Here is a 20,932-nt window from a genome sequence, read left to right as displayed (position 1 = left end):
GAATTAACAGGCAAGCGGGTTAACCAGCTCTTTCAAAAAGTTCAACGCTTCCTCATTGGATAGTCAAACTTAGAAAATGAAAATCCCATAGTCAGTAGTCATATGACTATGCCGGTAATCGAAATATTTAACCTTGGAATCTCCGGTTTGTACAAATATTTTTGTAGGTTCAATGACTGATTTTACTCACGAGCTAGAAATAATTTTATGAGAAATGTTTTACTTGTCGATGATCATCACATGGTCTGTCTGGGGATGGGCATGTTGGTGAAAACGGTAATTGCAGATGCCACGCTTTATTTTGCGCATACTTATGAGGACGCGTTTAATGAGATAAAGACGCATCAGATGGACCTGGTTATTCTTGATCTGGGTATACCTGGCGGTATCGGTACCAGCATGATCAAGACGTTTCGCCACGTTCAGCAAAATATCCGGATATTGGTTTGTTCAGGCAGGGATGAGCTCTTAAATGCGCCTGACTACATTCAAGCCGGAGCGAACGGTTTTCTCCATAAGAGCAGCTCTGATGATGAAACAGAAAAAGCAATTCGCATGGTCTTAGAGGGTAAGAAGTATGTAAGCCCGGCTGTGCAGCGAAAAATGTTTGATAGTGTATTAAATGGCGAACCAACAAATAATCCGTTTGAATCCTTGTCGCCTCGTGAAAAGCAGGTGCTCGAACTTTTGCTGACGGGTAAATGGACCAAAGAAATTGCCGATGACCTCAAAGTCAAGTTTTCTACGGTAAGTACCCAAAAAACAAAGATTTTTCAGAAGTTCGGGGTTGAAAATATCGTAGACCTGATAAGAAAAGTAGATCAGTGTACCGATCAATCAAAGGTGAATCTGCAATAATAATCCTCATTTAATTGCTGGCATCAAGTATAAATTTCAGACTGATCCTGGCTCCCGGGNTCGGGGTTGAAAATATCGTAGACCTGATAAGAAAAGTAGATCAGTGTACCGATCAATCAAAGGTGAATCTGCAATAATAATCCTCATTTAATTGCTGGCATCAAGTATAAATTTCAGACTGATCCTGGCTCCCGGGTTGTTTTCCGCATATACGGCTATCTTAAGTATTTTTGTAATTTCTTTTACCATCAACAGGCCGAGGCCTTCATAACTTGCCGGTAAGCTTGTATTCTCATCGGACGAGGTTGTGTTGAGCCAGCCTAAAAGCTCCCTTGGCATACCCGGACCTTCGTCTGAAAAAATCAGGTGCAGGTCTTCATCTGTGCTTTCAGTACTGATTTCGATTCGATTTCCTTTTTTTGCTTTGATTGCATTATCGACCAGGTTATGGATCACTACACTCAAAAGCGTCGGGTCAGTATTTACAAAATGTTCGGGGGAGATTTTCAAATTGATCATAGCGCCATTCATCTCTTTGAAGATCTGGATTCTTTCACTGACCAGCGCAGACAGGTTTGCTCTTTTGAAATCGGAATTTGTTCTGTAAACCTCCGGTTTGATAAAACTGATCATATTGTCTACGAGATGATAGATCCTGTCGCTGTTTTGCTCTATCTTTTTAACAGCACCTATCGCAGCTTCCAACTGATTCTTTTCGATAAGGTCCTGAACATACCGTAGTGCCTTAGTCATATGCCTGACGGGATTGCGTACGTCGTGAGTGACAGACGCAATCATTCGTATTTGTGTTCTTCCCCGTTGTTCGAGTTCCTTCCCCGAGGCGTTCAGCACACGAAGTGCTTCTTCCAGGTGTTGGGTTCGCTCGTTAACTTTGGCTTCGAGGATCAGGTTTTGTTTCGAGATCTTTTTGACCCGTTGTTTTAATATACCATAGAAAATCAGCAGAACCGCTGCTACAAGTATACCTCTGAACCACCATGTTTCGTACCATTGCTTTTTTACATTTATATGCAGATTCTTATACTGATAATTGTGCAGTCCAAATCCACGGAGCTTACGAATACTTAGCGTATAGTTTCCAGCTTCTAGTGGCGGTGTCGATATCGCCATGATTTCGTTATTCAAAACTTTCCAATCCATTAGTGGTTCTCCGTCTTTGAGAATCCTGTAAGACATTCTCAGATTGTAGGGATCTCCGAAATAGGGTGTAGTTACTTTCAGGGCTACCTCTGAGGCTTTGGAGGTAAGGGTAATTGTGTTTGAATTAAATTCTACACCTACATTGTCAACGGTCAGGTCTTCGATGAAGATTTCCCGGTTGGGCAACTCTGGCCTGATCTTTTCGGGGACAAACCATACCAGACCGTTCATTGAGGGCAGCGACACCAGGCCATCCTGAATCCTGACAGCACACGGCTGGCAACCTCCGTTGAATTCGTTGGTGTTAAAACCTGCGATTTTTGAATAATAGTGATAATACAACTCAAAGGGTTTGTCCGCGTAGCTTAACAGATCGCTGCGTGTGACCTGAAATAATCCTTTATTGGTTGTTATCCAGAAGAACCCCTTTTTATCCTCTAAAATACAATGGGCATTGGCAAGGTATTGTTCTTTGTCCAGAGGGAGCGCGCTTAGCTTACCATTTTTTAAAAGAAATACACCGTTGGTGTAAGTGGTAATCCATATTTCGTTTCGGCCTTCCGGTATTAGAAGGCTACGAATATACATATTGGCAAGACCTTTGATGTAAGATGTCTTTTTGGTGCTCAAATCGATTCTGTAAAGCCCCTTGCCGGTCCCTATCCAGAGCATGTTGTCGGTTTGATGCTGAATCCATGAAATATTAAGCAAGGGTTTCCCCGCAAAGACACGTGGGTGTGCGTCAGATTCTGAGGGATCCATGTAATAAAGACCAAGTGTACTAGTGCCGATCCAGATTCTGCCATCATAACCCTCGTATAGTTGCTTTATTTCATCGTTAATGGTCCATGTCGAAATCAGGCGCTTACCATAGGTATCGAACCGGAATAATTTTTCTCTACGCTTGCACCATATATAACCTTTACGGTCTTTAATAATACTATACTGATCCCAATCAACGGTTTTTGCCATTAAACCCAGATGCCGTGATATTGCACCAAGAGTTGCATTGTCCAGTGAAAAAACATAACCTTTCGTGGTGAGAATATTTTTGTTATTAAGCAAAACCTGGCCGTAGTATACGTTGTCTGGCGTGGCTGATGGTACAGTGACTGCGCGAAATGGTTTTTTCGTAACGATAAACAGACCGTAGAGTTGGCTCCCCAAAAACAAGCGGTTTGTCTCCCCGTCAAAATAGATCGTTTTAATATCGTTACCTTGGAAATCGAACCCCTCCATTACCAAATCGGTTGTCAGCGTTCCGTCTTTGCCAGGACGCAAAAAGTAAAGAGACTTGTCCATCAAAATAAAGGCTTGGTTGGAAATATTGTTCCAAAAAATCTGTTGACCACTCTTCGACTTGTGGTCAGAATGAGCTGGAATAAATCGACTCAGCATTGACTCACGCGGATTAGTCTCTGCCCCCTGACCCGAAAAGCAGGTCAATTTTAGATTTTCGTCCAGATAATAGAGATTATCACCTATAGGGAAGAAATTAAAAAAGCTTTTGCCTGGAAAAGGAGTGAGTTTTTTTAATTTATTATTTACATAGTAACCGATGTTCTGTTCATCATAAGCAAAATGTCGTGCATTCGGTCTTGGGTATACTGCCACAAGATTATAATGATAGTGTGAAAGTGCTTTTTCATTAAGGTCCGGAAGTGCCTCAATCAAAATTGGATCACGTACATTTCCGACATTTACGGACCTGTGTAATGGGTAACCTTTCAAAGATGTATCAACAATTGCTTTACCTTTCACAATCCGGATCCAAACTTTGTTGTGAGTCATTGCAAGAAAATCACCCCGTTTAGTTTCTGGATCCAGATAAAATCCGGAGATATTTCGGTCAGAATAAGAATCTCCGAAAGTATTAAATTTTACAAAACGATTTCCATCGAACCGAACGAGACCCCTCTCGGTAGCAAGCCAAATATTCCCGCGCGAGTCTCGGGTGACAGATTTGACACTGTTTTGTGGTAGTCCGTTTTCGTCTGTATAGTGTCTTACGTGGTAACCTGGGATAGAGTAGTCAGTTTTTTCTTGTCCAACGCACACCTGCACGTTGTTTACAAAAATTACGAAGGTTAAGATTAATGTAGAAAGATGACTATGGCTTAGCGCTTGAATGCCTGCTTCAAAAAAACAGCCAGACCTGGTTGTGCAATTTTTGTAACCCTGAGCTATCCAAATGCGTGTACTGTTAAACGATGTAGTTGGGGGCCAGAATAGTTCGAAGCAGAAAGGGAACATTAAAAAATTGGATTGGATTAGATTCTATGTGCAATTTTATCGAAAAACTTCTACATCTACTCGGATTTCTAGGTATTTATTGTATGCCGGAATTCACAGTCATTTCATCAAAGACATTAGAATCAGAGAGTTGTGTGAAAAATCAATTTAAAAACCCGCTTAGAGTCATGATAAGTTGGGCAGCTAGGGACATATTTGAAAATATGGAGGTTCTATTGGCGCGCGCGCTCAGCAAATCTTGGGAAATCCAGACCTTTTGTAAGGAATGAGTTTATCTGGCTATGAGTGTGTATTTAGCTTGATGGTATTTTGGTCTAAAATTTCAACGCCCTAATTATGGGAAGCTTACAAGATGGATGATGAAACAATTGGAGACTCTAACTGAGATGATATTGAAAAAAATAATTTAAATTTCAAAAAATTACTTCACCTTAGATGTGTTAACCAGTCATTTCTTGTCATGATCTTGGAATTTACCGCTTCACCGGGTTTTGATTTTATCACCCGGTTTTCACAACAAATTAATGTCCCTATAAGAGATAATTTCCTGGAGATCCCAAAACAGATGGGAGAAGGCTATGTACGTAAAGTCGGGTTTGGCGAAGATTTTAAATTGACAATCCACCGTTATACACTGAAAGAAGATCTGATTATCAGGCGCAATCCGGCTGCAACTTCCAACAATGTGCGTACTATTTTCTTTTACAGTAATAAGGAAGATTTTGAAGTCAGATACAACAACGAGGAAAATATACCATTCTCACAAAAAAACGATTCTTCGATACTTTTGTCAACAAATGATCTGAGCACGGAAATCCGCTTTCCTGCTGGTAGCAATATTCAATACGTGGTTGTTGGGATTACGGCCGACAGATTGCGATCGGTGCTGTCTATTGAAAAGCCGAATATTACATTAAAGACCATCACAGCGGAAAATGCTTCCTTTCTCTTTTTTGAAAATCTGGATCCTGAAATGCAGTTGCTGCTTAAAAATATTGTATCCGTCGACATGAATAACTCCCTGAATAATTTCTATGTACAAATCAAGGTGCAGGAATTGATGTATCTGCTTTTTAGTAAGCTGTCACTCAGGGAAAACACTACTTTTAGAAATATCAATAGCAACGATGCAGAAAAGCTTCTGGTCATTCGCAATGAAATATTAATTGATCTTAGCAGCCCGCCCGTTTTAAGTGAATTAGCTGTCATCGCTTCCATGAGCGAGACGAAACTTAAACAGCTCTTTAAGCAGACATTTGGAGATTCAATCTACAATTACTACCAGAAAGCCAGAATGGAAGAAGCGGCTTTTCTGTTGAAACAAGCCAAACATTCCGTTTCTGAGGTTGGCTATGAGCTGGGATTTTCAAACCTAAGCCATTTTAGCAGACTATTTGAAAAACAGTATGGCCTTACCCCAAAGAAGTTCTCTTACACTTTATAAATATTCTTTGCATTCTTAATTTAAAAATGCCTGCCGGATAGGACTATTATTGTGCCTATTTCGGTTATTTTACCCATTGGTTAACTTCTACATTTGTTATGCAATTAAGCAGGAACAAAATGAAGAAGTTATTCACGCCTTATGAGAAAGGCTTCTTAAAGTTAAAAAATCATTTGGTGATGGCGCCAATCACCCGTAGCAGGGCTATTGGAAATCTTCCTAATATGCTGATGGCAAACTATTACGCACAGCGCGCTGGCGCAGGATTGATTGTTACAGAAGGAACCTCGCCAAGTTCGGAAGGATTAGGTTATCCACGAATCCCCGGAATCTATTGTGATAAGCAGGTCCAAGCATGGAAGAAGGTGACAGATGCTGTGCATCAAAAGGGATCTAAAATATTCGTGCAGCTAAGGCACACAGGCCGCATCGCCCACGTGGCCAACATACCTGACGGGGTACAGCCGGTAGGTCCTTCAAATATCAAGGCAGCCGGCGAAATTTTTACAGATTCATATGGTATGCAGCCGCACGCTGTTCCGGTATCCCTTAGTCAGGAAGGTATAACCTGCGTGATTACAGATTTTGTAAAGGCATCAGGAAATGCAGTTCTGGCCGGTTTTGATGGCGTGGAACTGCATGGTGCTAATGGTTATTTGCTGGAACAATTCTTAAACCCGAATGTAAATAACAGAACGGACAAATATGGAGGAAACCTGATAAACAGAAGCCGACTGATTGTGGAGATGACCAAAGCGATTGGGGCAGCTATTGGCCCGGAAAAAATTGGGGTTCGTCTTTCGCCATTTTCTCAATTGTGCGACCAAAGAGCGTACTGTACTGATCAAGTCCATCAAACTTATGTCTATTTGGCTAGTGAATTTAACAAATTCGGGATCGCCTATATTCATCTTTCAACCAATCCGGAAATTCCACGGAAGACGTATAAGGCAATTCGTTCAGTATTTAACAACACCATTATATTCTGTAATGGCCTGACCCCGCAGACAGCGGAACAAACGCTGCAAGAGGGCCTGGCTGACCTGGTTTCCTTCGGGCGCGGATTCCTTGCTAATCCTGATTTTGTCGGCCGTACAGGGAAAAGCGTCCCGCATAATGATATTGATTGTTGCCCATTGCATGCTCCTAAGCATCAATGTTAGAATGTTTATCCATTTAATACTTTAAAATAATGAAAGCAATTCAATACAGAACTTATGGAAGTTCAGATGTGATCGAAGAGGTTGAAATTTCAATTCCGTCAATCCAGAAAGAAAATGATGTCTTGATCCAGGTGAAGGCAGCAGGCGTAAATCCGATCGACATAAAAATCCGGATGGGTTTTATGAAGGAAGCCCGCCCGGTTGAAATGCCCTTTATACCAGGCGGCGAGACGGCAGGAATAATTGTCGCCATTGGAAATGGTGTATCAAAATTTCAAGTGGGGGATCAGGTCATTGCCCTCACCAAGACAAACGGTTATGCTGAGTATGTGATAGTAGACGAAGACTTTGTGCTGCCCAAGCCGCAGGGGCTATCCTTTGAACAGGCAGCATCCATTGGCATCAATATCGGAACTGCACAGTCGGTGCTTTTCACAGTCGGCCAACTTGAAAAGGGGCAAAAAGTATTAATTCAAGGTGGAGCCGGTGCAGCCGGAGGGGCGATGGTGCAACTAGCCAAAGCTGCCGGGGCGTACGTTATTGCCACTGCATCCGGAAAAGGCCTTGAACTGGCAAAAAATCTTGGAGCCGATCAGGTAATTGACTATAAATCACAGGATATAGCCGGTTTGTTTAACGATGTTGATCTTGTGGCTGACACCGCGGGTGGCCAAGCACAGGAAAAGCTTTTTCGGGTGTTAAAACCTGGCGGAAAACTATTGAGTATTGTCGTACCGCCATCACAGCAGCTGGCAGAACAATACAAGGTAAAAGCCGGTTTTGTGGTTTCGGACATCTCAGCGAAAACCTTGCAGAATGGCTTAGAATTGATAAAAACTGGAAAATTCAAATCTGTGGTCTCCAAAATATTCAAGCTTGGTGAAGCCGCCAAAGCCCAGGATTTTCTAACGGCTGGCGGCGTAAATGGTAAGGTGATCCTTACAGTTGATTAATAATATCATTATTTAAAAAACAAAGAAATGAACAAAAAGAAAGTGCTGGTAGCTGGTGCGACCGGATACCTTGGAAATAAAATTGCCTTTGAACTACTTAAGCTCGGGGCGGAGGTCACTGCGATGGTCAGGGCAAGCAGTGATAGAAGTAAGCTTTTGGAAATGGGTGTCAAAAACTTTGTTGTGGGTGATATGATGGATGCAACTTCTTTAAGTGAGGCCTTATCGCCCGCCTATGGATTTGATGCAATCGTAGCAAGTGCAGCCGGATACACGAAAAGAACAAAGGGCGACAGTCCTGTAACCGATACAATTGGATATCAGAACCTTGTGGACGCTACCAAAGCGGCAGGAATTCCCAGGTTTATACTGATCTCGATTCTTGAATCTGACAAAGCCAAATCAGTGCCCCACTTTTATAATAAATATCTGATCGAGAAATATTTAAAAGAGAAAAAGCAACCCTTCATTGCCCTGAGGCCGGGTGCGTTCCTGGATCAGACGCCGGATTACATAATCAAGAAAATCACGAAGGGAATACTGCCTACATTTCTGACGGGAACTTACGGGATTATTTATACAGCACAACTTGCCAAGTATGCTGCCATGGCAGCGGTTGTTTTGGCTGATAGCGAGCTGAATACTTCAGTAGATATTGGCTGGGACAAGCCGGTGAATGACAAGACACTGGCAGCGGCGTTTGCAAGCGTTCTGAAAAAACCAATCGAGGTCAAGCCGGTTATCCCTCCATTCGCCCTGAAATACATCTTGCCAGTTATAGCGAAGTTTAATGATGGCATTGATGATATGTATCAAATGATCAAATGGATTGATACGGGTGTGTACATAAGTAAAAATCCACAGCTGCAAAAAGAGCTTTTCAAAGAGCTGCCAACGGTTGAAGAAAGTGTGAGACAATATTGCCTTGACCGGGGACTGATCCAGGAAAATATATTTTCCTGATTCAAACAGTACAATTTACAGATATAAATAATTTAAGAGACAATGAAATTACTGGAAAATGTAATACTGGGAAAAGAAACACTAAAGAACGCAATTGCCATGGCACCATTGACACGCAGTCGTGCTGACATTGAAGGGGTCGTGTCAGATCTGACGACTTTATATTACACCCAGCGAGCAAGCGCAGGGCTTCTGATAACAGAGGCAATCAATATCACCTAACAGGCGCTGGGGAGTCCGCTGACACCAGGCCTTTACAGCAATGAGCAAATTGATGCCTGGAAGAAAGTGACAAAATCGGTGCATGACCAGGGAGGGGTGATCTATGCACAGCTTTGGCACACCGGCCGGGTAGGGCATTCAGTTGACCGCAGAGGGAAACTTCCGGTAGCACCGTCGGCGATTGGGATCAAAGGGCAGCAGCATTTCACCTCCCAAGGAATGAAAGATTATGAAATACCTCTGGAATTAACCGTACAGGAGATCAAACAGATCGTAAAGGATTATGGCCAGGCGGCCAGAAATGCGATCGAAGCCGGTTTTGATGGCGTTGAACTGCATGCAGCATTCGGATATTTACCTAACCAATTTTTATCAGAAAGCGCAAAACTTCGGACTGATGAGTATGGTGGCAGCATTGAAAATAGGAACCGCTTCGTGCTGGAAGTTATGCAGGAACTCGTTGATGCATTGGGAAGTGATAAGTTAGGCATCAAGCTCTCTCCAACTGTCTATTATAACAATATAACAAATAGTGATCCTGCTTCTCAATTCTCAGTATTGATCGAAGCATTGAATGAATTGCCGCTGGCCAGAATATTGCAGGAGTTTTTCTTTTGGAAAGCACCTCAAAATATTCAATAATTCTCAAAAAAAGGTGAGTGATTCGGTGAGTAAATTCCAGCATTCATAAACTCACCAAAATCGGTTTAAATAATTGTTTCACAGATTGTTATATGAGTGAGCATCTTGTGCTGCCTGATTTGCAAGACTAACTTTGTTTAACCTTTTAACTAAAAAAGTTATGAAGACAAATTTCAGTCTACTTTTCTATTTGAAAAAGCAAAAGAACTATGAAAGCGGTGATGTGCCCGTTTATCTGAGGATTACAATTAATTCGAAAAGAGCCGAAATTGCGACAGGAAGGCAGTGCGATCCTAAACGGTGGAACGCTAAATCCGGGAGAATGTCAGGGAGTAAGGAGGACGCTCGCTCAGTAAATGCTTATTTTGCCAATTTACAACAGAAGTTATTTGATGCACACAGCGAACTTGTAAGAAGTGGTGAAATAGTTACCGCTGAATCTCTTAAGAGTAAATTTCTTGGTCGGATTGAAAAGTCGAGAATGCTTTTAGGTATTATCAAGGAACATAATCAGTGTATGGAAGCGCTTGTGGGTACCGAATATGCAGCAGGCACCCTTAAACGGTACCAAGTCCTGGAACGTCACACCGTGGCCTTTTTAAAAGATAGATACAAGGCTTCGGATTTTGATATCAAGAAATTTGATATCAAGAAAATCGACTTTGCCTTTGTGGCCGACTACGAATTATATCTACGAACTGTTCGGGAAATGGGTAACAATGCGTCCGTCAAACACATGAAGATGTTTCGCAAGATCCTTAACATTTGCCTGAATAACAGCTGGATTCAAATAGATCCGTTTGCAAATTTCAAGGGAAAATACAAAAAGGTAGAAAAGGTGATACTGACGCAGCAAGAAATTGAGTTAATTGCCGGCAAGGAGTTTGTTTCTGAACGTCTTTCTCAGGTTAGAGATACCTTTTTGTTTTGTTGTTGCACCGGGCTCGCTTATAGTGATGTACAGAAACTAAAAACATCTGACGTTTCAGTAGGTTTTGATGGAGAGCATTGGCTAATTACGCAACGGATAAAAACAAATGAAAATTGTCACATTCCTTTGCTGCCCGAGGCTTGGAAGATTATTGATCAATACAAAAATCATCCTTTTTGTCTTCTTCGAGGAAATCTTCTACCGGTGCCCAGCAACCAGAAGATGAATGAGTATTTAAAAGAAATTGCGGTGCTGTGTGGCATTAGTAAAACGATGACCTGCCATGTGGCCCGGCATACCTTTGCAACAGTTACCTTACAGAATGGCGTTCCTATTGAAACGGTATCGAAGATGCTTGGGCATACCAATATCCGTACCACACAGATTTATGCCAAGATTTTGGATATTAAGGTGAGTAGAGATATGCATATTTTAAAGACCAAATTGTCTTCTGGGAAAGTAATTGCAGGATCATTAGTTGTTGAAAATTGAAAGAAAGCAATAGGGGAGATTACAAATCCATTTCTGAAAATAGCCTTCGGTGTACCAATAAAATCTCTCATTGTAAAGATGCCGCCCGGGTCTGGGTGGCATCTTTATAAATTTAACATTCATTTTAAGTTTTTTTACACTATCCGCTTCGGCGAGAGCACCTTTCGCTTGACAGTTGAAAGGCAAACAAAGCAAGCAAAGAGAAGAAGCAGTTTTTGCATTAATCAGCGATTTGAAAATAAGATTGGAATAGAATTATTACTTGATTCGTTTGCGATTTAACAGGTTTTTGTTTTTTAATCCAAACAACTTCTTTGCTTTTGTCACTGTCAATTACTAAGTTGTAGTATCATTAATTCTGCCGGCCCGTGACCATCGTGTTAAGCAACATTTTGAAGATACATATTTTTGTGCTGCTTTTTTGCGTAATCTCTTGCAGTGAAATCCGGGCTCAGTCTTCCGTTGTACATGTGTCGGCCGACAGCCTTGTTAATAGGGCCAATTCCTTGTCTTTACAAAAATCCAAATGGAAGTTCCAGCCCGGAGATCGCGCGGAATGGTCATCGGCCCTGTTTAAGGATAACAAATGGGTTGAGATAAAAAGCGTTTTCGGAGAAGGAGCACTACCTAAGGGCTGGAAAGGTATTGGTTGGTTCAGATTACAGCTTATTATTGATTCCACGCTCAATGCGCAAACTCTTGCGTTCCGGATCAATCACGACGGCGCCTCGGAGATTTACATCAATGGAGTTAAAAAAGGCGGCTATGGCAAAATCGGACTGAATGCAAAGGGAACTGTTGCAGAACGTGCGCCGAAGCTGCTCATTCCGTTTGACGTGCATAAAGGAGATACGGTACTGATTGCGATTCGATATGTCAATTACGCGCCTCCATTTCCAGACTTTGTCGGGTTCGAATCATACATCGGCAATTACCAGAAATTGTCTTTCTCTTTAAGCTCAACCTCACCCACAAGCCGTAATCAAATGCTCAGTTTTGGGGCATTATCGGCCTTCACGTTGCTTCATCTTCTTTTGTTTATCTTTTATCCAAAAGAGAAAGTTAACCTATACTACGCATTGTTTGTCGCATCAGCAGCCGGGACCTTGCTATTTCGCTATTTATATGCGGAAACATCCATACCCAATTTTCAATTGTTAGGTTCGATCGCGTTTAACATTTCTAAAACCCTGGCGACCATATTTGGTGGTTTAATGCTTTACGAAATCGGGAAAGTAAGTATTTCAGGAATACGACTTGCTCTGATCCTTCTCCCTGGGTGCTACTATTTAATTTTCTACGGTTTTTTCCCTTATGCTACCGGAAACCATCTTTTTGATCTTTATTTTCTTGTCCTGATCAGCGACGGCCTTTGGGTAATATGGAAGCAGTTCCGGTCGGGAAGGAAAGGTATATGGCTGATCTGGACGGGAATGTTTATCACTGTTTTATTTTTCTTTTTTGTTGGTACTGACGCGTTTAATATCTGGGAAGGCCGATATGAAGCGGCAGACGCCCTAATGGCGATTGGATTACTTGCTATGCCTTTGTGCTTTTCTATTTTCCTAGCTCTCGACTTTGCACGGACCAATAATGATTTGAGTTTGCGGCTTGTTGAAATTGAAAAACTATCGTCGGAAAACCTTCAGGTCGAAAGAGATAAAAGGCAATTGATCGAAAAACAGGCGGAGACACTGGAAAAAACCGTAAAAGAAAGAACAGCCGAGGTACAGCAGCAAGCCGATAAACTCAGGGAACTGGACATTTTTAAATCGCGGTTTTTCATCAATTTGACACATGAATTTCGTACACCGCTCACGCTTATCCTCGGTCCGGCCGAAAGGATCCATAGCCAAAATCCGGATGTTAAAACGCGAAGCGAAACGAGCCTGATCATCAAAAGTGGTAAAAGACTTTTGAAAATGATCAATCAGCTGCTGGATCTCAGTAAGCTGGAAGCGGGTAAAATGGAAGTGAACCAAACCCCCGAGGAATTGATCAGTTTGTTGAGGAGCATTTGTGGTTCTTTTGAAACATTAGCTAATGAAAAACAGATAACACTTCATTTTTCATCGAACATAGAAAAATGTACTGCGAACGTGGATCGTGCCAAATTTGAAAATATTTTCTACAATCTGGTTTCCAATGCATTGAAATTCACCACAAGCGGCGGGAGCATTTCGGTAGACCTGATATTTTCAAATGACAATAATTTCAGGCAGCTTCAGGCCCGGGTGACAGATACCGGGATAGGTATTTCACCTAAAAAACTGCCCTTTATTTTCGACCGGTTTTTTCAGGTTGATTCATCTGATAGCCGTCCTCAGGAAGGTACGGGAATCGGGCTGGCGCTCACAAAAGAACTCATTGAGCTACTCGATGGATCCATTGAGGTAGAAAGTGGGGAAGGCGTCGGCACAACGGTTACTTTAAACCTTCCGATCGAAATTTTGCCGGAACAGCAATCGCCGGAACCAGCGGTATCTGCTACCAGCAACGTACCAAAGCAACGGGAAAGGAGAGCTGGGGAGATTCCATTTCTGCAATCGGCAGATTCAAACCTGATTCTGATCATTGAGGACAATGCGGACCTGAGGGCATTTATACGTTCGTCCCTGTCTGGCAATTACCGCGTTTTGGAAGCCGAAAACGGTGAAGATGGCATCACGCTGGCATTGGAGAATATCCCGGATTTGATTATCACCGATCTGATGATGCCCGGCAAAGATGGGTATGAGGTTTGTACGGCGACTAAAAGCAATGAAAAAACCAGCCACATTCCTGTCATTATTTTAACTGCAAAAGTAGATGTCGCCAGCAGGATTACAGGTTTACAAACAGGCGCAGATGCCTATCTGAGCAAACCGTTTTATGAACCGGAATTGATCGCGCAGATTGAAAACCTAATCAGCCTGCGCCAGTTCCTTCGTGAAAAGTACAACAGCAATAACTTGTGGCTTGCCCAGACGGCAGAGCTGCCCTCAATGGAACAAGCGTTTCTAACCAAGGTACGCAATGCATTGGAAGCACATTGGTCCGATGAAACGTACAGTGCAGAACTGCTGGGAAGTGATGTCGGCCTGAGCAGAACGCAATTCCACAGAAAATTGAAAGCACTCATTAATCAAACCCCGGGCGATCTGATCCGCACCGTGCGGATGGATAAGGCAATGGAATTACTTCAAAAAAATGCCGGATCTGTCGCTGAGGTCGGTTATATGGTAGGTTATGGCAACCCTGCCAATTTCTCCACCAGCTTTGCACGCCACTTTGGATTTCCGCCGAGTGATGTTTTCAAAAATACCTGATTTCTCGTTCTGGCAAAGCTTTTTTTCTGCATTTGGCACTTTTTCAAATGCATTTGCAACAAAAGCAAATTCCGTTTTAAATCGAATAGCCGTGTTTTGTGATTATCTTAAATCACAACATATGACGATCATGAAAAATGCATTGATTGCACTTGGAAGTATTGCTATTCTTTCATTCACATTCTCCTTCACCATTCCGGATAACCGGATCCTGGGGCGCTGGAACAAGATCCAAAAAACACCTGACGGGCCACTCGACTTGGTGTTCGTGTTCCGTGCAGACAGCACATACGATGGGATCGTCAACGGGAAAGCATTTATTAATGGTAAGTATTTTATTAAAGACGATACTATGAGCGTTTCCGACAATAGCTGTAACATAGCTTATTACGGAACATACCGGCTCAAATATTTCGCTCAGGATTCCTTATCATTTACAGCGATTTCCGACACCTGCAAGGAGCGCTACGAAGGCGCCCATGGTTTGAGAGTTAAAAAAATGCAGAAAAAGTAACCTGAGCGACGGACCAGTGAAAGCAAGAATCTTCATTCTGATTTGCGTCATTCCGCTGCTTTTTATCGCCAGCGTCATGCATGAATCTGAGCCAGCCAGCTCCATGGAATTGGGGAAACGGCTATTCTCCGATCCGATCCTATCTGACAACCGCACGATCAGCTGCGCTTCCTGCCACAAAGAAAATTTCGCCTTTGCGGACACGCTGGCGCTGAGCCCTTGCGTAAATGGTCGCCTGGGGACAAGGAATACGCCTTCGGCTATGAACATGCGTTTGCAGGAAAGTTTTTTCTGGGATGGCAGAGCTTCCACACTGGAAGAGCAGGCATTGATTCCGATCGGAAATCCGGTAGAAATGGATTTACCTGTCGACTCAGCCATTGCGCGACTAAATAGCAATGTATTTTATCGACAGTCGTTCCTGCGCATTTTCAAAGAAAATCCTTCTAAAAAGACTTTGGCAAAAGCGCTTTCGGATTTCGAACGTTCGCTGGAAACTAACAACAGTCCGTTTGATGACTGGCGCGTCAATGATAATGAAGATGCGGTCAGCGCTTCTGCGAAACGAGGGTTCAAGCTTTTTAATACCAAAGCCAAATGCATTCAATGCCATTTTGGCCCGGATTTCAATAATGTCGAATTCCGGAACATTGGGTTATTTGATGGTAGCATGCACCTTGACAGCGGCAGGTCAGCCATTACGCACAAGGAATCAGATCTTGGAAAATTCAAAATCGGTTCTTTACGAAACATAGCGGTCACAGCACCTTACATGCACAATGGAATGTTCAAATCGCTCAAAGAAGTGATCGACTATTACAATAACCCCGACCTCATTATTCCGAAAGCTATGAACAGGGACACGATACTAATCAGGCCATTGCAATTGACTGATGCTGAAAAACTGGATTTGGAAAACTTTCTAATTTCACTTACCGACCAACGTTTTATGAAATAAAAGTGAATGGTACATTTTTACAAGAACGAGCAGGATTGGCAGAAATTGAGAAATAAAAACAACGGAACTATTTAAACTAACTAACGTACTAATCGTGAAAACACAACTTAAAAAAATAGCAATCCTTTTTTCCTCGATCTTCCTAACCTTCGCGTGTAGTAATAAAGAGGAAGAAGTTATCACTCAGGATTGCGAGAAAAATGAATACGGCATTATAACTGTAAACTATACTTCTGGTTCGGTAAAGCATGCAATAGACATAACCACAAATGGTAGCGGGGTTGTCAGGACAAAAATAACTGCTGTGGGAGTAATAAAAGACACTTTGCACTTGAAAACGAATACTTATGTATTGTCAATAGCAAGTGTGAACAGTGCAGGTCTGGTGATAGATCAGTTTCCGGCAGTAAATGTTATGACATCGAAATGTAGTGAAAGGACAATTGACACAAATTTTTAAAATAGTGAGCGATCAGCATTGACCTTCAGATCTTTAACATAAAAGCATTTTGACTAATCTGCACCGCTTTCCCGCTGGCAGTAGTCACATTCCTGATGATAACCTCTTTGGTGTTGACAAAGTGAAACTTTTCCCTGTTGGAATCGCCGGTCATTTCGGAACTAAAATTGATGAAAATGGCAGGCCCGTGGTAATTTTCCGGATGCTTGGAATCTTCTATGCGGAGATTTTTAATGGTAATTTTTTCAGACATATAGCAGGTGTAACCGAAGTCAAGCTGGCCTGAATTCGACCTGCCAACCAGCGCAGCGCTGGATGATTTGCTGTCTGCTGGAACGAAGACAAAATTGCGAATCACCAGCTCTGGCTGCCAGGTACTACCGTAGTCGAAACGTAGGTTAACAATGTTTCCGTCATGAAAGCTCGAATTTCCGTTCAAGCAAGAATCTTTCACTATTTTAAGTAATTGATAATGAATGCAATTCATCCATTTGACTCACAAAATTTACAACTATGAGACGATTCACTTCATTACGAACAGTAGTCAGCCTGGCCTGCCTTTTTGCATTTACAACGCGCTCGATAGCTCAGCAACGACCGTATCCTGCGGGTGTTTCGTCGGGATTGAATTCCTGGTGGGAAGCAAAAGCATTTAACGAAACAGCGAATGTCTGGTATCCGAATTTTGGAAACGTGGCACTGCTCCCTTTCCTTTTTACTCAAGGACGCTCAAGTTTTGAAAAAACGGATGGCTACACCGGGCTGAACTATAATCCGGTTTTAAAGATGGCAACGGCCGGAATGTCGGCCGGTTTGGTATTGACCAATGATCCGTCGGCTTCATATACGGTAATCGCCGTGAGTCGGCCAGGTTCTTACACTGCCCCATTCAATCGGCTCTGGGGTTTCGGAGAGAACGCTGCACATCCCGGCTTCTCACAATATACCCGATACGGATCTACTGCAAGGTTCAGTGCAGCCTACATGCTCAACTCTGGAAATAATGTCGACTGGTACTCTACATCACAAGACCAGCCAAGGGAGTTTAACATCTCCGGTGCCTCATTTTCCTACGGGGAGACTAACCGTTATTTGGAAAAAACAATCTCCTTAGATGGGCAACGAAAAACTGTGCATGCGGGGGAAAGAGCAGATTTTAGCACCATGAACTTGTATCTGAATGCAGACCCCGCAGCAACCTACACACAGCAAGTAACCGACTATGCGGAGTTAATCATTTACAGGAGATTGCTCACAGAAACTGAACTCAGCCGTTTACATACGTACCTAGCTATCAAATACAGTATTCCTCTTCGTATTGAAGCACCCTACTCGGTGAAATATACTATGGATGGCATAACCGATCTTTGGACAAGCACCGCTGGTTTCAATTATCATATCACCGGAATCGGGCGCCACTCCTCCAGCGGTCTGGATCAGCGACTTTCCCTCCAGGACAGGGGAGGATTTTTACCGGTATCAACGCTTGGAGGGGGGAGTTTTGCTGCTGTACCGTTTTTGAATGACAACACATATTTTCTATTCGGGGACAATGACAAACCATTGGAACGCACAGTTCAACTGCCCCTTCCCGGAGGTACCCGGCCTGAGCGAATATTTCGTGCGCAAAATACCGGGATGACTGATTCGCTATGGCTCGGTGTTGCGCCGGACAGGTTTCCCGCAGAAACGCCTTGCAAGTCAAATTACTTGGTGATTAGCAGTACGCCTGCCTTTGAAACATACTCATCTGTAAAACTAAGACCCGATGTAATCAACTCACCTACCAGCTTTTCGAGATATGCTGTTCATGCTGTATTTCCTCAGGGAGAATCGTATTTCACTTTTGCGAATCTCGAACATCAGGTAACGCCTGTCGTTACCGACGGAGATGTTGAGTCTCATACATTTAGTAATTGCGAAGAAGCTGACGGACTTAATTATTTCGTCGACGAGCTCGGAAAACCTGTATTCTCGATCAGTGGGTTGAGTGAAACACAACTGAATGCGCTTACTGTCCGTATTAAAAAGAAAGCCGGGACGGTTCAATTTGAGAATTCTTCATTCCGCTCCGCACTGATGGGAAGGCTGCTTACTTTAAATCTCAATACACCGGCTACCTTTAATGCCACGATACGCTTTTATTACCAACCTGGTGAACTAGACGCAACAAGGATTGCTGGCGGAACTGATTTTTGGTTTAAAAAGGAGGCAACAACTCAGCAAATACTGGATGATTTTACACCGGACGGGACACTCACACCCGGAACCTATACACAACTTGTTGGAACAGCAGGTGTTCAAAACGGAATATCCTACATAGAGTTCCCTAACCTCACCTCCTTTTCAACCATCGGATTTATTTCCTCAAAATCGGGAGCTCTTCCTGTTAGACTTCTGGATTTTGATGTAACAAAAGAGAAAAATGTTTCAATGTTGACTTGGATAACAAGCAAAGAGGTCAATGTAGAGCGATTTGATATACAGCGTAGTGCAGATGCTAAAAGCTGGGAAACGATTGGAAATAAAGCTGCAATCGGTGAATCGGAAGATAAAATGTACTACCGGTTTACAGACTACCAACCTTTACCCCAGGACAATTATTACCGGTTGAAAATGATTGATCAGGATGGAACATTTGCCTTTAGCAGCCTCAATTATATTGCTTTTGACAGCGATAACACACTAATTCTTTACCCCAATCCAGGCACAGATGTTGTCAAAATAAAAAAAGGTATTTTCAAACCAGGGACAATGGGTGACATCTCCATTTTCGATAGGTTGGGCAGGAAGGTGTTTTCATTTAGCGGCGCCACGGATTCGGAGATGAATATCAGTTCATTACCGGCCGGCATTTACCAGTTGGTGGTAACGACAAAAACGGAAGATGTACTGCGATCTAAGATATCAGTTATACGTTGACGAAGGTTTTTATAAGGAATCGGCATCTCATTGACTGATAGCTGGTAAGGTGGAGAATTCGGAGCCACTCGGTTGGAATTGACCATTTTAAGTAAATGATTGATAATTATTTAGAACATGGCTCGTAATAGTCTGTTGATGGTCAATCTGGGGTTCATCCCCACTTTTGGTGGTAAATTCGTTAAAGGGTTTTATTAGTTCGTGAAATCTTTGATGACCACCGAAAACTTATTTTCTTCCACCTCTCAACAATTTGAAATTGTATCATGCGATAAAGGAGATTCCATACTTATTATTAAAATAAAAAAGCATTCAGCCAACAAGTTATTGCCCTAATTGCCGTGTGTTGGCCAGTAAAATACATAGTTATTACTATAGGGAAATCAAAGATTTACCTGCCTTTGAAAACAAAGTCATAATTACCCTACAGGCAAGAAAATTCTATTGCTGTCATCCGCAATGTATATTGAAAGTATTTACGGAAAGATTCGAAAAGCATTTTTTACCCTATAAGAGAATTACTTACAGATTAGAGCGGCTATTTGTTTCTGCCGTTTTAGAATCAACCGCAAAATCTGCTGAACGATTAGCTGGTAAAATGGGTGTTTTCGTTAGCGATACTACTCTTCTAAGAATAGTGGAGCGAGAACCGTTGCCAGCCACGTATACGCCAAACGTATTGGGTGTTGGTGATTGCGGGAACGCCCGCCGGACATGGAAAAAAAGAGACCGATATGGAACAGCTCTCGTCGATTTAACAAACAGGAAAATCATAGATTTACTTATTGACAGAGAGGCTTCGACATTGGAGAAATGGCTTAAAAACAATCCGGGTGTATTTATTATTAGTAGGGATCGTTATGGTAAATATATTCAAGGAGCTACTAATGGGGCAACGGATGCTGTGCAGCCGGGCGGCCGGGCCGTTGCTGATCGGTGGCATTTACTTAAAAATCTGAGAGAAGCAATCCGTAAGCAATTGGACCGTGAATACAGTTTGTTAAAGCAGGTCAGAGATGAAGTTATAGCGGAAAGGCACTGAATGTCAAATTGTTAAAATTATTTCCACTGATCGATATTGGGGCAGATTTACAGAGGTAAAGCAACTTTACACAGATGGTCAATCAATATTGTCGATTGCCAAAAAATTTAAGATGAGCAGACAAACTGTTAAAAAATATATCGGTATTCATTCTCTACCAAAAAAATCCAGTTATAATCAATTGGATAAGCACATGATTTATATAAAAGAGAGACTACTCCAAGAACCTTCATTACAGCTTCGTGAATTATGGTATGAGCTTCAACAACAGGGGTATAATGGAGCGTACACAACATTATCTGAAAACCTAAAGAAAGCAGGTGTCATAATGGGCAAAAAGTCAAAGATCGTTCAATTTTCCAGATTATCAGATTTATTATGGACACCTTCAAAAGCCAGTATTCTGCTTTTCAAAGATGCAGATGCACTTTCTGTTAAGCAAAAGAACACATTAGCTAGTATTTGTGAAAAGTCCCATACGTTAACCAAAGCATTGCAGCTAGTGCGACACTTCAGGGTTCTAGTGAAAACAAAATCTGGTAATCAACTAAATGGATGGATTTTACAAGCCATTGACTCGAGGCTCAAAGATATTGGAGGATTTGCACAAAGTATGAAACAAGATTTTCTATCGATCTAAAACGCA

General features: G+C 42.2%; 15 protein-coding genes and 2 pseudogenes. 14 read left to right on the top strand and 3 right to left on the bottom strand.

The window, feature by feature from the left end; translation table 11 throughout:
* Positions 1-207 precede the first annotated feature (207 nt).
* On the top strand, positions 208-858 hold the full coding sequence (locus tag M1L62_RS17885) for a response regulator (protein ID WP_254560985.1): 651 nt from the start codon (positions 208-210) through the stop codon (positions 856-858).
* Positions 859-1,005: 147 nt separating this feature from the next.
* On the opposite strand, the gene M1L62_RS17880 is transcribed toward M1L62_RS17885, so the two are convergent.
* Together M1L62_RS17880 and M1L62_RS29745 are read right to left on the bottom strand one after the other, a co-directional pair.
* Positions 1,006-3,321: a sensor histidine kinase gene (locus tag M1L62_RS17880; RefSeq protein ID WP_254560984.1), complete on the bottom strand. Its 2,316-nt coding sequence runs from the start codon at positions 3,319-3,321 to the stop codon at positions 1,006-1,008.
* Positions 3,322-3,942: 621 nt separating this feature from the next.
* Positions 3,943-4,272, bottom strand: a pseudogene (locus M1L62_RS29745) (two-component regulator propeller domain-containing protein); the annotation flags it as partial.
* A gap of 460 nt (positions 4,273-4,732) precedes the next feature.
* On the opposite strand from M1L62_RS29745, the gene M1L62_RS17875 reads away from it, so the two are divergent.
* From M1L62_RS17875 to M1L62_RS17830, 10 genes and pseudogenes are all read left to right on the top strand, one after another.
* Positions 4,733-5,716 carry a helix-turn-helix domain-containing protein gene (locus tag M1L62_RS17875; RefSeq protein WP_254560983.1) on the top strand — a complete coding sequence of 328 codons (984 nt, stop codon included), beginning with the start codon at positions 4,733-4,735 and terminating at the stop codon, positions 5,714-5,716.
* 119 nt (positions 5,717-5,835) lie between these two features.
* Positions 5,836-6,879 (top strand): alkene reductase, encoded by a 1,044-nt coding sequence (locus M1L62_RS17870; RefSeq protein WP_254560982.1) that lies wholly within the window; start codon positions 5,836-5,838, stop codon positions 6,877-6,879.
* Positions 6,880-6,908: 29 nt separating this feature from the next.
* Positions 6,909-7,832: an NADP-dependent oxidoreductase gene (locus M1L62_RS17865; RefSeq protein WP_254560981.1), complete on the top strand. Its 924-nt coding sequence runs from the start codon at positions 6,909-6,911 to the stop codon at positions 7,830-7,832.
* 27 nt (positions 7,833-7,859) lie between these two features.
* Positions 7,860-8,795 (top strand): NmrA family NAD(P)-binding protein, encoded by a 936-nt coding sequence (locus M1L62_RS17860; RefSeq protein ID WP_254560980.1) that lies wholly within the window; start codon positions 7,860-7,862, stop codon positions 8,793-8,795.
* 42 nt (positions 8,796-8,837) lie between these two features.
* Positions 8,838-9,659 (top strand): annotated as a pseudogene (locus M1L62_RS17855) (alkene reductase).
* A 160-nt stretch (positions 9,660-9,819) separates the two neighbouring features.
* Positions 9,820-11,082 carry a site-specific integrase gene (locus M1L62_RS17850; RefSeq protein WP_254560979.1) on the top strand — a complete coding sequence of 421 codons (1,263 nt, stop codon included), beginning with the start codon at positions 9,820-9,822 and terminating at the stop codon, positions 11,080-11,082.
* A 368-nt stretch (positions 11,083-11,450) separates the two neighbouring features.
* Positions 11,451-14,390, top strand: coding sequence for an ATP-binding protein (locus M1L62_RS17845; RefSeq protein WP_254560978.1), 2,940 nt, complete (start codon positions 11,451-11,453; stop codon positions 14,388-14,390).
* A gap of 130 nt (positions 14,391-14,520) precedes the next feature.
* A complete protein-coding gene (locus M1L62_RS17840) occupies positions 14,521-14,904 on the top strand; it encodes a hypothetical protein (protein WP_254560977.1) in 384 nt (127 codons plus the stop codon).
* A gap of 16 nt (positions 14,905-14,920) precedes the next feature.
* Positions 14,921-15,862, top strand: a complete 942-nt coding sequence (locus tag M1L62_RS17835; protein WP_254560976.1) for a cytochrome-c peroxidase — start codon at positions 14,921-14,923, stop codon at positions 15,860-15,862.
* A gap of 94 nt (positions 15,863-15,956) precedes the next feature.
* Positions 15,957-16,322 carry a hypothetical protein gene (locus M1L62_RS17830; RefSeq protein ID WP_254560975.1) on the top strand — a complete coding sequence of 122 codons (366 nt, stop codon included), beginning with the start codon at positions 15,957-15,959 and terminating at the stop codon, positions 16,320-16,322.
* Positions 16,323-16,347: 25 nt separating this feature from the next.
* Here M1L62_RS17830 and M1L62_RS17825 read toward each other — a convergent pair whose 3' ends face one another.
* A complete protein-coding gene (locus M1L62_RS17825) occupies positions 16,348-16,776 on the bottom strand; it encodes a hypothetical protein (RefSeq protein ID WP_254560974.1) in 429 nt (142 codons plus the stop codon).
* 59 nt (positions 16,777-16,835) lie between these two features.
* Between M1L62_RS17825 and M1L62_RS17820 the strand changes: the two genes are divergently transcribed.
* The 3 genes from M1L62_RS17820 to M1L62_RS17810 all read left to right on the top strand — a co-directional run bounded on the left by M1L62_RS17820 (position 16,836) and on the right by M1L62_RS17810 (position 20,926).
* On the top strand, positions 16,836-19,244 hold the full coding sequence (locus tag M1L62_RS17820; protein ID WP_254560973.1) for a T9SS type A sorting domain-containing protein: 2,409 nt from the start codon (positions 16,836-16,838) through the stop codon (positions 19,242-19,244).
* A gap of 310 nt (positions 19,245-19,554) precedes the next feature.
* Entirely contained in the window at positions 19,555-20,286 is a 732-nt protein-coding gene (locus M1L62_RS29595) for a transposase family protein (protein WP_310589983.1), read from the top strand.
* 7 nt (positions 20,287-20,293) lie between these two features.
* The gene (locus M1L62_RS17810; RefSeq protein WP_310589982.1) at positions 20,294-20,926 is read left to right on the top strand and encodes a helix-turn-helix domain-containing protein; all 633 of its coding nucleotides are present in this window, start codon (positions 20,294-20,296) and stop codon (positions 20,924-20,926) included.
* Positions 20,927-20,932 lie beyond the last annotated feature (6 nt).

It is taken from the genome of Dyadobacter diqingensis (assembly GCF_024220585.1).
GTDB lineage: Bacteria > Bacteroidota > Bacteroidia > Cytophagales > Spirosomataceae > Dyadobacter > Dyadobacter diqingensis.
This window is presented reverse-complemented; position numbering and strand designations above follow the sequence as displayed.

Excerpts from the sequence above, each read along its gene's own strand:
- M1L62_RS17885 (WP_254560985.1), top strand. The coding sequence starts at position 208 with ATGAGAAATGTTTTACTTGTCGATGATCATCACATGGTCTGTCTGGGG.
- M1L62_RS17860 (WP_254560980.1), top strand. The coding sequence starts at position 7,860 with ATGAACAAAAAGAAAGTGCTGGTAGCTGGTGCGACCGGATACCTTGGA.
- M1L62_RS17865 (WP_254560981.1), top strand. The coding sequence starts at position 6,909 with ATGAAAGCAATTCAATACAGAACTTATGGAAGTTCAGATGTGATCGAA.
- M1L62_RS17820 (WP_254560973.1), top strand. The coding sequence starts at position 16,836 with ATGAGACGATTCACTTCATTACGAACAGTAGTCAGCCTGGCCTGCCTT.
- M1L62_RS17880 (WP_254560984.1), bottom strand. The coding sequence starts at position 3,321 with ATGGACAAGTCTCTTTACTTTTTGCGTCCTGGCAAAGACGGAACGCTG.
- M1L62_RS17875 (WP_254560983.1), top strand. The coding sequence starts at position 4,733 with ATGATCTTGGAATTTACCGCTTCACCGGGTTTTGATTTTATCACCCGG.
- M1L62_RS17850 (WP_254560979.1), top strand. The coding sequence starts at position 9,820 with ATGAAGACAAATTTCAGTCTACTTTTCTATTTGAAAAAGCAAAAGAAC.
- M1L62_RS17870 (WP_254560982.1), top strand. The coding sequence starts at position 5,836 with ATGAAGAAGTTATTCACGCCTTATGAGAAAGGCTTCTTAAAGTTAAAA.
- M1L62_RS17840 (WP_254560977.1), top strand. The coding sequence starts at position 14,521 with ATGAAAAATGCATTGATTGCACTTGGAAGTATTGCTATTCTTTCATTC.